The sequence below is a fragment of the Cupriavidus sp. BIS7 genome, assembly GCF_000292345.1.
Lineage (GTDB): Bacteria > Pseudomonadota > Gammaproteobacteria > Burkholderiales > Burkholderiaceae > Cupriavidus.
In genome coordinates this window covers 1-12,448 of sequence record NZ_ALOU01000041.1, presented here as the reverse complement: position 1 = coordinate 12,448, position 12,448 = coordinate 1, and the positions used below count along the sequence as shown (strand labels likewise).

Annotated in this window: 13 protein-coding genes and 1 tRNA gene; 13 read left to right on the top strand and 1 reads right to left on the bottom strand. The window is 64.6% G+C overall.

All coding sequences use genetic code 11. From position 1 onward, the window contains the following. The first annotated feature begins 12 nt into the window (after nt 1-12). The 7 genes from boxB (at nt 13) to aat (ending at nt 5,666) form a co-directional block, all read left to right on the top strand. Nucleotides 13-1,437: a benzoyl-CoA 2,3-epoxidase subunit BoxB gene (gene boxB, locus B552_RS0115310; protein WP_019449911.1), complete on the top strand. Its 1,425-nt coding sequence runs from the start codon at nt 13-15 to the stop codon at nt 1,435-1,437. A gap of 34 nt (nt 1,438-1,471) precedes the next feature. Continuing rightward, the gene (boxA, locus tag B552_RS0115305) at nt 1,472-2,722 is read left to right on the top strand and encodes a benzoyl-CoA 2,3-epoxidase subunit BoxA (protein WP_019449910.1); all 1,251 of its coding nucleotides are present in this window, start codon (nt 1,472-1,474) and stop codon (nt 2,720-2,722) included. 81 nt (nt 2,723-2,803) lie between these two features. Then, nucleotides 2,804-3,193, top strand: a complete 390-nt coding sequence (locus B552_RS0115300) for an antitoxin Xre/MbcA/ParS toxin-binding domain-containing protein (RefSeq protein ID WP_019449909.1) — start codon at nt 2,804-2,806, stop codon at nt 3,191-3,193. Next, a complete protein-coding gene (locus tag B552_RS0115295; protein ID WP_019449908.1) occupies nt 3,153-3,917 on the top strand; it encodes an RES family NAD+ phosphorylase in 765 nt (254 codons plus the stop codon). Before B552_RS0115300 ends, B552_RS0115295 begins: the two co-directional genes overlap by 41 nt. Before the next feature lie 121 nt (nt 3,918-4,038). Then, nucleotides 4,039-4,115: transfer RNA gene (locus B552_RS0115290), tRNA-Met, on the top strand. 183 nt (nt 4,116-4,298) lie between these two features. After that, the gene (locus tag B552_RS0115285; protein WP_019449907.1) at nt 4,299-4,883 is read left to right on the top strand and encodes an NUDIX hydrolase; all 585 of its coding nucleotides are present in this window, start codon (nt 4,299-4,301) and stop codon (nt 4,881-4,883) included. A gap of 33 nt (nt 4,884-4,916) precedes the next feature. Continuing rightward, nucleotides 4,917-5,666 (top strand): leucyl/phenylalanyl-tRNA--protein transferase, encoded by a 750-nt coding sequence (gene aat / locus B552_RS0115280; RefSeq protein WP_019449906.1) that lies wholly within the window; start codon nt 4,917-4,919, stop codon nt 5,664-5,666. Between the two features lie 33 nt (nt 5,667-5,699). Here the strand turns inward: aat and B552_RS0115275 are convergent, their stop codons facing one another. Then, nucleotides 5,700-6,071, bottom strand: a complete 372-nt coding sequence (locus tag B552_RS0115275; RefSeq protein ID WP_157160263.1) for a hypothetical protein — start codon at nt 6,069-6,071, stop codon at nt 5,700-5,702. Between the two features lie 184 nt (nt 6,072-6,255). Here B552_RS0115275 and B552_RS0115270 point away from each other — a divergent pair, with 184 nt between their 5' ends. From B552_RS0115270 to B552_RS0115245, 6 genes are all read left to right on the top strand, one after another. Then, nucleotides 6,256-7,044: an arginyltransferase gene (locus B552_RS0115270; protein ID WP_019449904.1), complete on the top strand. Its 789-nt coding sequence runs from the start codon at nt 6,256-6,258 to the stop codon at nt 7,042-7,044. Nucleotides 7,045-7,117: 73 nt separating this feature from the next. Further along, nucleotides 7,118-8,152, top strand: a complete 1,035-nt coding sequence (locus B552_RS0115265) for a quinone-dependent dihydroorotate dehydrogenase (RefSeq protein WP_019449903.1) — start codon at nt 7,118-7,120, stop codon at nt 8,150-8,152. Between the two features lie 45 nt (nt 8,153-8,197). Next, on the top strand, nt 8,198-9,256 hold the full coding sequence (locus tag B552_RS0115260; protein ID WP_026035690.1) for an aldo/keto reductase: 1,059 nt from the start codon (nt 8,198-8,200) through the stop codon (nt 9,254-9,256). A gap of 292 nt (nt 9,257-9,548) precedes the next feature. After that, nucleotides 9,549-10,520, top strand: a complete 972-nt coding sequence (locus B552_RS0115255; protein ID WP_019449901.1) for an ABC transporter substrate-binding protein — start codon at nt 9,549-9,551, stop codon at nt 10,518-10,520. A 108-nt stretch (nt 10,521-10,628) separates the two neighbouring features. Then, entirely contained in the window at nt 10,629-11,525 is an 897-nt protein-coding gene (locus B552_RS0115250; RefSeq protein WP_019449900.1) for an ABC transporter permease, read from the top strand. Nucleotide 11,526: 1 nt separating this feature from the next. Next, nucleotides 11,527-12,321: an ABC transporter ATP-binding protein gene (locus tag B552_RS0115245; RefSeq protein WP_019449899.1), complete on the top strand. Its 795-nt coding sequence runs from the start codon at nt 11,527-11,529 to the stop codon at nt 12,319-12,321. Nucleotides 12,322-12,448 lie beyond the last annotated feature (127 nt).

The following is a 12,448-nucleotide window of genomic DNA, read 5'->3' as shown; positions in this document are numbered from 1 at the left end:
AGGAGACCCGCAATGAGCATCGACTACAGCCAGAAGATTCCGAACAATGTGAACCTTTCCGAGGACCGCGCGCTACAGCGTGCGCTCGAGCACTGGCAGCCGGCGTTCCTGGACTGGTGGCGCGACATGGGCCCGGACGGATCGCACAACTTCGATGTCTACCTGCGTACCGCGGTCTCCGTCGACCCGTCAGGATGGGCGCACTTCGAGCACGTGAAGATGCCCGACTACCGCTGGGGCATCTTCCTGCAGCCGGCCGATCCGGAGCGCCGGATTCACTTCGGCGAGCACAAGGGCGAAGCGGCCTGGCAGGACGTGCCCGGCGAGCACCGCGCCAACCTGCGCCGCATCATCGTCACGCAGGGCGACACGGAACCGGCGTCGGTGGAGCAGCAGCGCCATCTGGGCCTGACCGCGCCGTCGCTCTACGACCTGCGCAACCTGTTCCAGGTGAACGTGGAAGAAGGCCGCCACCTGTGGGCCATGGTCTATCTGCTGCACCGCTACTTCGGCCGCGACGGCCGCGAGGAAGCCGAGGCGCTGCTGGGCCGCCGCTCGGGTGACGAGGACAACCCGCGCATCCTGGGCGCGTTCAACGAGCGCACGCCGGACTGGCTGTCGTTCTTCATGTTTACGTACTTCACCGACCGCGACGGCAAGTTCCAGCTCTGCGCGCTGGCCGAATCCGGCTTCGACCCGCTGGCACGCACCACGCGGTTCATGCTGACCGAAGAAGCCCATCACATGTTCGTGGGTGAATCCGGCGTGTCGCGCGTGATCCAGCGTACCTGCGAGGTCATGCGCGAGCGCGACATCCAGGACCCGGCCGACGTGCGTGCGGCAGGCGTGATCGACCTGGAAACGATCCAGCGTTACCTGAACTTCCACTACAGCGTTACCATCGACCTGTTCGGCGCGGACCAGTCGTCCAACGCCGCCACGTTCTACAGCGCCGGTCTCAAGGGCCGCTTCGAGGAAGGCAAGCGCGATGACGATCATGTGCTCAAGGGCGGCGTGTATCGCATCCTCGACGTCAAGGACGGCAGGCTGACCGAGCGCGAAGTGCCGATGCTCAATGCACTGAATGAGGTGCTGCGCGACGACTACATCAAGGACTCCATGGGCGGCGTGGCGCGCTGGAACAAGGTCATCGAAAAGGCTGGCATCCCGTTCCGCCTGACCGTGCCGCACAAGGCATTCAACCGCAAGATCGGCACCTTCGCCAACGTGCAGGTGTCGCCGACCGGCGAGGTGCTGACGGAAGCCGAGTGGGAGGCCAACAAGGACAAATGGCTGGCCACCGCCGAAGACCGCAAGTTCGTGGCGTCGCTGATGGGCCGCGTGGTGGAGCCGGGCAGGTTCGCCAACTGGATCGCGCCGCCGGCCATCGGCATCAACCGCCAGCCGGTTGATTTCGAGTACGTACGATTCAACTGAAGTTTCAACCGAACACACGCAAAGGCTGACGATCATGGGCGCCGCCGACATCATCAAGCAGCATCTGATCGACCCGGAGATCTGTATTCGCTGCAATACCTGCGAAGACACCTGCCCGATCGATGCGATCACGCACGACGATCGCAACTATGTGGTCAAGGCCGACGTCTGCAATGGCTGCAATGCATGCCTGTCGCCCTGCCCCACCGGCGCGATCGACAACTGGCGCACGATGCTCAAGGGCCAGGCCTACACCATCGAGCAACAGCTCACGTGGGACGAACTGCCGGACGAGGTGCCGCTGCCGGACGCCGCGATCGACGCAGCAGCCGCCGCCGCGCAGCAGGTGATCGAGGAAGCGTCGCAGGGCAGCAAGTCGGCCGCCGTGCAGGAGGTGGAAACCAGCCGTCACACGTCGCCCAAGGCGCCATGGTCGGCCGCGCATCCGTACATCAACCTGCACGGCGTGCGCGAACCCGTGACGGCCACGGTGGCGGGCAACTACCGGCTGACCGCCGAGGACGCGTCAAGCGACATCCATCACATCGTGCTCGACTTCGGCAATCACTTCTTTCCGGTGCTCGAAGGCCAGGCAATCGGTATCGTGCCGCCCGGCACCGACGCATCCGGCAAGCCGCATTACATCCGCATGTACTCGGTGGCCAGCCCGCGCGACGGTGAACGGCCCGGCTACAACAACCTGGCGCTGACCGTGAAGCGCGTGGACAGCGACCACGACGGCAATCCGGTACGCGGTGTGGCCTCGAACTTCCTGTGCGACCTGGCCAAGGGCGATACGGTGCAGGTGGTGGGGCCGTTCGGCAGCACGTTCCTGATGCCGAACCACCGCGAAGCAAGCGTGATGATGATCTGCACCGGCACGGGTTCAGCCCCGATGCGTGCGATGACCGAGCGCATGCGCCGCAACATGGATCACTTCAGCGGCCGCCGCCTGTTGTTCTTTGGCGCGCGCAACCGCCGCGAGCTGCCCTACTTCGGCCCGCTACTTAAACTGCCCAAGGATTTTCTCGATATCCATTTCGCATTCTCGCGCGACGCCGACGTGCCGCGCCGCTATGTGCAGGATGCGATCCGCGAGGCGCCTGCCCAGGTCACCGCGCTACTGACGGACCCCCACGGCCATGTCTACATTTGCGGCCTGAAGGGCATGGAGGAAGGCGTACTCGCCGCGTTCGCCGACATCTGCGCCGCTGCAGGCCAATCCTGGCAAGAGATCGAGACCCGCCTGCGCGCCGAGGGACGCCTGCATATTGAAACGTACTAGCCACACGAGCCACTGCGAATTGCGGCTTCCCATCTGAAACCTGGCGCCTATAATGTTTCTCAAGAAACAGGAGCATAGGCGATGCAACCTGGACAGATTTCGCCGCCGGAGCCCGGGGGCAGCCCCGACCCCGGCGTGACGCTCACCAAGGCCGTCATGCGCGCGGCCAGTTTTCTCGGCATCAGCCAGGCAATCGTGGCCAGCGTGCTGGGGATCAGTACTGCGTCTGTCTCGCGCATGGCTTCAGGCGGCTACGTGCTTGATGCGCACCGCAAGGAATGGGAGTTCGCGGTCCTGTTCGTGCGCCTGTTCCGCTCGCTCGACGCCATCCTCGGTCACGAGGAACAGGCGCGGCTCTGGCTGACCCACGACAATCTTGCGCTGGGCGGCAAGCCTCTGGATCTGATTCGCACAACCGAGGGAATCGTACGTGTCGTTCACTATCTGGACGCCACCCGCGGTCGCGTCTGAGCGCAAGCCATTTGCGCTGAAGCTCTGGCGGGCTGTCGAGGCGCAGCACGTGGTATCGACCATGCCTCTGGTCGACACGCTAGAGGAACAAGCCGTGCTGGAAGCGGTGATCGATGCCGGCAAGCCTGTCGTTCCCGTCGACGCGCGCCACTTGCACTACCTGATCTTTACGCCCTTTCGTTATCCGCCCTCCCAGTGGGGCTCGCGTTTCCGTGGCCCGCAGGACCCAGGCGTGTTCTACGGCGCGGAATCAATACGCACCGCCTGCGCCGAACTTGGCTACTGGCGCTGGCAGTTCCTGCTGGACAGCCCGGCGCTGCCACGCATTGACGCGCGTGCGCAGACGCTGTTCCAGGTCAGTGTGAAGACCAACGGCGTAGCGTTGGACGCGTCGCCTTTCGCCGACGACGCCACACGTTGGGCGGACCCCAACGACCATAACCCATGCCAGGCATTCGGCCTGACGGCTCGCGAAGCCGGCATCGGCATGATCCGCTACACCTCGGTGCGCGACCCCATCCACGGCGCCTGCGCCGCCATCCTGACCCCACGAGCCTTCGACACACCCGAACCTCTCGTCACCACCACATGGATGCTGACGGTGAGACGCGAACGCGTGATCTGGCAACGCGACGACCTGCAGCAGCGCGAAAGCTTCGAGTTCGAAGGCGCCTGGTGGGAAGCGCTACGGCAGCGCACAAGCGAAAACCAGAAATCCCCCTGAACGAGCGCAGCGCGCAACGATCCAATAGCTGTGACGACTCGATCTGAGACGGCTCGAAAAATACCGAGAGTTTTCTGTTGCAATGCGCAATCAACTCTCCTATAATCACAGCTTCGACGGACGCGGGGTGGAGCAGTCTGGCAGCTCGTCGGGCTCATAACCCGAAGGTCGCAGGTTCAAATCCTGCCCCCGCAACCAATCAAATCCGTCGCACAGCAAACCCGCCAATCGGCGGGTTTTTTGTTTGCTGCTGCAGCCCTGTGCGATACGCGACATGCGGCGACATGCGGCGACATGCGAAACAGAGTCGAAACTGGGACGCAACAGAGGCGCCCCGGCGCGGTGATACACTTGGCGCCATTCCTCCCGGACGCTCCCCTCATGAAATTCTGCTCGAACTGTGGCCACGCGGTAGTGCTGCGCGTGCCTGAAGGCGATAACCGCCCGCGCAGCGTATGCGACGGCTGCGGCACCATCCACTACGTGAATCCGCGCAACGTCGTTGGCACAATCCCCGTCTGGGAAGACAAGATCCTGCTTTGCAAACGCGCCATCGAGCCGCGCTATGGCTTCTGGACGCTGCCGGCCGGGTTCATGGAGATTGGCGAAACCACCGCCCAGGCCGCTTCGCGCGAGACCCTGGAAGAAGCCGGCGCACGCGTGGAAGTGGGCGAACTGTTCTCGCTGCTGAACGTGCCCCACGTGCACCAGGTGCACCTGTTCTATCTGGCAAAGCTGCAGGACCTTGATGTAGCCCCTGGCGAGGAGAGCCTTGAGGTCAAACTTGTGGACGAAGCCGACGTACCCTGGGACGACCTGGCGTTTCCAACCGTTATCCATACGCTGCGCTGCTTCTTTGCCGACCGCGCCGCCGGCCGGATCGCAGACGGCAGCTTCCGGCTGCACACGCTCGATATCGACAAGCCGATGCGCCCGCTGACGAGCCGCGCAACGGTCACGCCATAAGGCGCGCAATCCACGCAAAGCCCGCGCCACAGAATGATCATCTGGCTGGACCCGCAAGACCCGTTTCCGCCGGTCGAACGTGCGCTCGGCCCGGCCAGTGACGCGCCGGGACTGCTTGCGGCCAGCCGCGACCTCACTCCGCAGCGCCTGATGCTGGCGTATCGCCAGGGCATCTTCCCCTGGTATTCGGAAGGGCAGCCGGTGCTCTGGTGGAGCACAGACCCACGGATGGTGCTTGCCCCGCAAGCGCTGAAGGTATCGGTCTCGCTGCGCAAGACCCTGCGCCGCGTCCTGCGTGATCCCGAATGGGAAATCCGCGTCGACGACGACTTCATCGCCGTCATGCGTGCGTGCGCAATGACGCCGCGGGACGGCCAGCTTGGCACGTGGATCACCGATGACATCATTGCCGCCTACGGCAGCCTGCATAGCGGCGGGCTGGCCCATTCGGTAGAGACCTGGCACCGAGGCAAGCGCGTCGGCGGACTCTACGGCGTGGCCCTGGGTCGCATGTTCTATGGTGAGTCGATGTTCGCGCATCACACCGATGCCTCCAAGATCGCGCTTGCCGCGCTTTGCGCGTTCCTGGACCGCAACGGCGTGGCCATGATCGACTGCCAGCAGGAAACCGACCACCTGGCATCGCTTGGCGCCCAACCAATTGCTCGCGCCGAGTTCATCGCGCATGTCCGGACAGCGACCGCAGAGCCGGACATCGTGCCCTGGCACTTCGACAAGTCAGAGCTTGCGCGCTGGACATCACCCGTGAGCGCGGAAGCCTGACGGCTCTGGCTACGCGCGACGGGCCCGTCAGCATCAATTGCCAACTTTGCCGTCAAGGCGGCCAACCCGCTGACCCATACCGTCCAGTCGTTGCTCGATCCGGTCCAGGCGCTTGTCGACCTGATCGAGACGCCCGGTGAGCCGTTTGTCCATCTCGACAATTGCGACTGCAAGCGGGCTCACCGACGATGTAATTTTTTCCTGAAGCGGGCTCACCGACGCCGTGATTTTTTCCTGCATGGCTGCATTCTGATAGCCCATTACCGCGATCAGCATCGCACCGCCTGCCGCTATCGCTGCGATCAGGGCCGCTATGTCCCCAATCCTGGATGCCCGCGGCAGGGAGAGACCCGTGCGCCACGCGCCCGCGGATCCGTGCTCTGCCGACTCCGTTCGAATAGCCATGGATGTCATCTCGTACCTCCTTCTGTGTCAGATGACTCACATGCTAGGCGCGCGCCCTCCTCCACACCATGCGAAGAATCTCAAAATGCTGTTGCGCGCTCCCGCCGGCCATCGGTGGCTTTGGCAGACGCGCGCCGGGTCGCTCTGATAGACTGCCAGACAAGCCCCGCCCAACTCCGACGTCATGAGCAAGCTGAAGGAACTCCCGCTCTCCGCGCTGCAGTTTTATGCGACGGCACCCTACGCTTGCAGCTATCTGGAAGGCCGCATGGCGCGCTCACAGGTTGCCACGCCGGCGCACCTGATCAATGCCGACGTCTACTCGCGGCTCGTGCGGGCGGGTTTTCGGCGCAGCGGCATCTTCACCTACCGCCCCTATTGCGACGAATGCCGCGCATGTACGCCATGCCGGGTGCTGGTGGACCAGTTCCAGCCGGACCGCAGCCAGCGCCGCGCCTGGCGCGAGCACCGGGACCTGCAGGCCCTGGTGGCACCGCTCACGTACGTCGAGGAACACTACGCGCTGTACCTGCTTTACCAGTCGATGCGCCACGCCGGCGGCGGCATGGACCAGGACAGCCGCGACCAGTACGAGCAATTCCTGCTGCAGAGCCGCGTGAATTCGCGCCTGGTGGAATTCCGCGAACCGCCCGGGTCGCCCGAGGCGGGACGGCTGCGCATGGTCAGCATGATCGACGTGCTCGACGACGGCCTGTCGTCCGTCTACACGTTCTACGATCCGCTTATCACGGGCGCCAGCTACGGCACCTACAACATCCTCTGGCAGATCAACCAGACGCGGGAGCTTGGGCTGCCGCACCTGTATCTCGGGTACTGGATTGCAGACAGCCGCAAGATGGCCTACAAGGCACGCTTCCAGCCATTGCAGGTGCTCACCGGCAACCAGTGGCACGCGTTCGAAGGCACGCCGGACGCCCCTGAACAACCGCCCCCTGGCCCGGCCCTGGAGTAGAAGCACGGGCCGGAGGCGCTACAATGCCGCCTTGGTTCCGACTCCTCGCCGGCCCCGGCCGCGCCCCACCCTCGTGCTCAACGCGCTTTATCCACTGCTGCGCCCCGCCCTGTTTTCCATGGATGCGGAGGACGCCCACCATTTCACGCTCAACAACCTGATGCGCGCACGGCGCATCGGCCTGGCCGGATGCATCGGCAATAGCATCGCTGACGACCCGCGCACGGTCATGGGCATCCGGTTTCCGAATCCGGTCGGCCTGGCGGCCGGCTTGGACAAGGACGGCGCTTATATTGACGGTCTGGCGGCATTCGGCTTCGGCTTTATTGAAGTCGGCACGGTCACGCCGCGCGCCCAGCCGGGCAATCCGCGCCCGCGCATGTTCCGCCTGCCGCAGGCCGATGCGCTGATCAACCGCATGGGCTTCAACAATGGCGGTGTCGATGCATTCATCCGCAACGTCCAGGCATCGCGCTGGAAGGCCGAGGGTGGCGTGCTGGGGCTCAACATCGGCAAGAACGCCGATACACCCATCGAGCGTGCCGCGGACGATTACCTGTATTGCCTGGAGCGCGTCTATCCGCACGCAAGCTACGTGACGGTGAACATCTCTTCGCCGAATACGAAGAACCTGCGCCAGCTCCAGGGCGCCAGCGAGCTGGACAGCCTGCTTTCCACGCTCAAGGCCGCGCAACAGCGCCTGGCCGACCAGCACAAGCGCTACGTGCCGGTAGCGTTGAAGATTGCGCCCGATCTTGACGACGACCAGGTCCGCAACATTGGTGACGCGCTGGTGCGCCACAAGATCGACGGCGTGATCGCCACCAACACGACGATCTCGCGCGACGCGGTCAAGGGCCTGCCGCATGCGGAGGAAGCCGGGGGCCTGTCTGGCCGTCCGGTGTTCGAAGCATCCACGCGCGTGGTGCGGGCGCTGCGCGAGGTGATTGGCGACGCGCTGCCGATCATCGGCGTGGGCGGCATCTTCAGCGGTGCCGATGCGCGCGCCAAGATCGATGCCGGTGCCGACCTCGTGCAGGTGTACAGCGGCCTGATCTACCGCGGACCAACCCTCGTGCGCGACTGCGCCAGCGCCCTGCGCCGGTAGCGTTTTTGGGGCATGCTGTCGGCCGAAACGATCAAGGAAAGCAACATGGAAAAGATCCGACTCGGCCGCAGCAACCTCGAAGTCTCGCGCATCTGCCTGGGGACGATGACCTTCGGCGAGCAGAACACCGAGGCCGAGGGCCACAGCCAGCTCGACTACGCGTTCTCGCGTGGCATCAATTTCATCGATACGGCCGAGATGTACCCGGTCAAGCCGCGCGCCGAGACGTACGGCAGCACCGAACGCATCATCGGCACCTGGCTGAAGAAACAGCCGCGCGACCGCGTAGTTCTGGCCAGCAAGGTAGCCGGCCCCGCGCGCAATCCGTGGATCCGCAATGGCGGCGACCTGACGCCCGACAGCATTCGCGCCTCCGTCGAGGACTCGCTCAGGCGCCTGCAAACCGACTACCTCGACCTCTACCAGATTCACTGGCCGGCCCGTAACGCGCCGATCTTCGGGCAGAAGCGCTTCAATCCGGCAGCGGAACGGGACTGCGCAACGATCGAGGCCCAGCTCGAAGCGATGGGCGAACTGGTACGCGCCGGCAAGATCCGCTACTTCGGCGTCTCCAATGAAACCCCATGGGGCGTGTCCGAGTTCGTCAACGTGGCCGAGCGCCTTGGCCTACCGCGCATCCCCACGATCCAGAATCCTTACAACCTTGCCAACCGCAGCTTCGAGGACGGCCTCGACGAAACCTGCTTCCGCACCGACGTCAGCCTGCTGGCCTACAGTCCCCTCGGTTTCGGCCAGCTGACCGGCAAGTACCTGAGTGGCGACGCAGGCCACCCCGTCTTCAACCCGAACGTGGTTGGCCGCCTGACTCGCTTTTCCCCTGACTGGAGCCCCCGCTATATGCGCGCCGAGACGATGGCGGCGGCTGCGCGCTACGTGGCCCTGGCACGTGCCCACGGCATGTCTGGCGCCACCCTGGCGCTGGCCTGGTGCTACTCGCGCTGGTTCGTGGCCAGCACGATCGTTGGCGCCACCAGCCTCGAACAGCTCACGGAAAACATCGACGCACTGGACGTCACATTGCCCGACGAGGTGGTGTCAGCCGTTGAGCGCATTCACGCCGAAATCCACAATCCGGCGCAATAATTTGCGGCACGTCTTCCCCGTAGAGGTGTTTTTCAGCAGGATATGGCGCGGTGCGGCATTAAAAGCGAGCCACCGGGGCGGCGAAAATGGTATGCTGCGTGGCTTCGCGCCGTCGCATCCGTTGCGGTCACGCGCCCGCCCGCACCTGCCGCCGGGCGCGCAGCGTCCGTAGCCGGACCGGCCGGGCCGACCTGCGCACCTCCTCGACGGGGTTCGCCGGGGGCCCCGGCCAGGACGGCGTCAAATATTGCGGCTGACCCAAAGCACCAAACCCTCGGGGGAGAACAAGTACATGCTGCGTCTCAAGGCATCCACCAAAACCATCCTCGGCAGCGCGGTCGCGCTGGCTCTGCTCTACGGCGGCGCCGTGCAGGCCCAGACCGTGAAGGTCCTGTCGATCGTGGATCACCCGGCACTCGACGCCATCCGTGACGGCGTGCGTGACGAACTGAAGGCCAACGGCTATGACGCCGACAAGAACCTGAAGTGGGAATACCAGAGCGCCCAGGGCAACACCGGCACGGCCGCCCAGATCGCCCGCAAGTTCGTGGGTGACCAGCCGAACGCCATCGTGGCCATCGCCACGCCGTCCGCCCAGGCCGTGGTGGCAGCCACCAAGACCGTGCCCGTGGTGTACTCGGGCGTGACCGATCCGGTTGCGGCGCAACTGGTCAAGGGCTGGGGCCCGTCGGGCACGAACGTGACCGGCGTGTCGGACAAGCTGCCGCTGGACAAGCAGGTTGCGCTGATCAAGCGCGTGGTGCCGAAGGCCAAGACCGTCGGCATGGTCTACAACCCCGGTGAAGCCAACTCGGTGGTGGTGGTCAAGGAACTGAAGGAACTGCTGGCCAAGGAAGGCCTGACCCTGAAGGAAGCCGCCGCCCCGCGTACGGTGGACATCGGCCCGGCCGCCAAGAGCCTGGTTGGCAAGGTCGACGTGATCTACACGAACACCGACAACAACGTGGTGTCGGCCTATGAATCGCTGGTCAAGGTGGCCAACGAGTCGAAGATCCCGCTGATTGCCGCCGACACCGACAGCGTGAAGCGTGGCGCCATTGCCGCGCTGGGCATCAACTACGGTGACCTGGGCCACCAGACCGGCAAGGTCGTGGTGCGCATCCTGAAGGGCGAAAAGCCGGGCGCAATTGCCTCGCAGACCTCCGACAACCTTGAACTGTTCGTCAACACGGGCGCCGCCGAGAAGCAAGGCGTGACGCTGTCGCCGGACCTGATCAAGGAAGCCAAGACCGTCATCAAGTAAGCCCTCATCAAGCACAGAGGCCGCGCCCCCTACCCGCAGGTGCGCGGCCTTGAGCGCCCCCAGGGCCCTACCCGGGCCAACCGGTCGGGCTAGCAACAGGATTTCCCCATGTCCCTCTTTTCCCTTCTGGGCGCCCTTGAGATCGGCCTGATCTTCAGTCTCGTGGCGCTCGGGGTGCTGATTTCCTTCCGCATCCTCAATTTCCCCGACCTGACCGTCGACGGCAGCTTCCCGCTGGGCGGTGCCGTGGCCGCCACGCTGATCTCCGCCGGGCAAGACCCGTTCCTGGCGACGCTGATCGCGATCGTTGCCGGCGCAATGGCAGGCTTCATCACAGGCTGGCTCAACGTACGCCTCAAGATCATGGATCTGCTGGCCAGTATCCTGATGATGATCGCGCTGTACTCGGTCAACCTGCGCATCATGGGCCGCCCGAACGTGCCGCTGATCACCGAGCCGACGATCTTCACGATCTTGCAGCCGGATTGGATGCCCGACTACGTGCTGCGCCCGGCGTTGCTGTTCGTCGTGGTGGTAATCGCCAAGATCGGCCTTGACTGGTTCTTCTCGTCGCAGCTTGGCCTGGCGATGCGGGCCACGGGTGCCAACCCGCGCATGGCCCGTGCCCAGGGCGTGCCGACGGGCCGCGCAACGCTGGCCGGCATGGCGCTGTCGAACGCACTCGTCGCGCTGGCAGGCGCGCTGTTCGCGCAGACGCAAGGCGGCTCCGACATCTCGATGGGTATCGGCACGATCGTGATCGGCCTGGCTGCGGTGATCATCGGCGAGACGATCATCCCCGCCCGACGCCTGGTCTTCGTGACGCTGGCCGTGGTGGTTGGCGCAATTCTCTATCGCTTCTTCATCGCACTGGCGCTGAACAGCGAATTCATCGGCCTGAAGGCCCAGGACCTGAACCTGGTGACCGCCGCGCTGGTGACGCTGGCGCTGGTACTGCCGGCTACGCGCAAGAAGCTGTTTGCCCGCAAGAACGGAGGTGCCTGAGATGCTGCGCGCTGAAAATCTGAAGCTCACCTTCAACCCGGGCACCCCGATCGAAAACCGCGCGCTGCGCGGCCTGAGCCTGGAAATCCCGGCCGGTCAGTTCGTGGCCGTGATCGGCTCGAATGGCGCCGGCAAGTCGACTTTCCTGAACGCCGTCAGCGGCGACACGATGGTCGACAGCGGTCGCATCATGATCGATGACGCCGACGTCACGCGCAAGCAGGCCTGGGATCGCGCCCATCTGGTGGCGCGTGTGTTCCAGGACCCGATGGCCGGCACCTGCGAGGCGCTGACGATCGAGGAAAACATGGCGCTGGCGATGGCGCGCGGTTCGCGCCGCGGGTTCCGCCCCGCGCTGAACAAGGCATCGCGCGAGTTGTTCCGCGACAAGCTGCGCCTGCTGAATCTCGGCCTCGAGAATCGGCTGACCGACCGCATTGGCCTGCTTTCCGGCGGCCAGCGCCAGGCCGTGAGCCTGCTGATGGCGTCGCTGCAACCGTCGCGCATCCTGCTGCTTGACGAGCATACTGCGGCGCTGGACCCGAAGACGGCCGCATTCGTGCTCGAGTTGACCGCCCGGATCGTGGAAGAAAGCAAGCTCACGACGATGATGGTCACGCACTCGATGCGCCAGGCGCTGGACTACGGCCAGCGCACGGTGATGCTGCACCAGGGGCAGGTCGTCCTCGATGTGTCCGGCAACCAGCGCAAGGGGCTGGACGTGCCCGATCTGCTCAAGATGTTCGAGCAGACGCGTCACGAGCAGCTTGACGATGACGCATTGCTGTTGAGCTAGCGATGGCGTGCGCCCCTCTCCCATTCATGGGAGAGGGGTTGGGGGAGAGGGCATTGAGGTTCTGCTTGCCAACAGTGACAAATTGAACCGCCCCGCCCTCTCCCCCGGCCCCTTGTATGTCGCACAA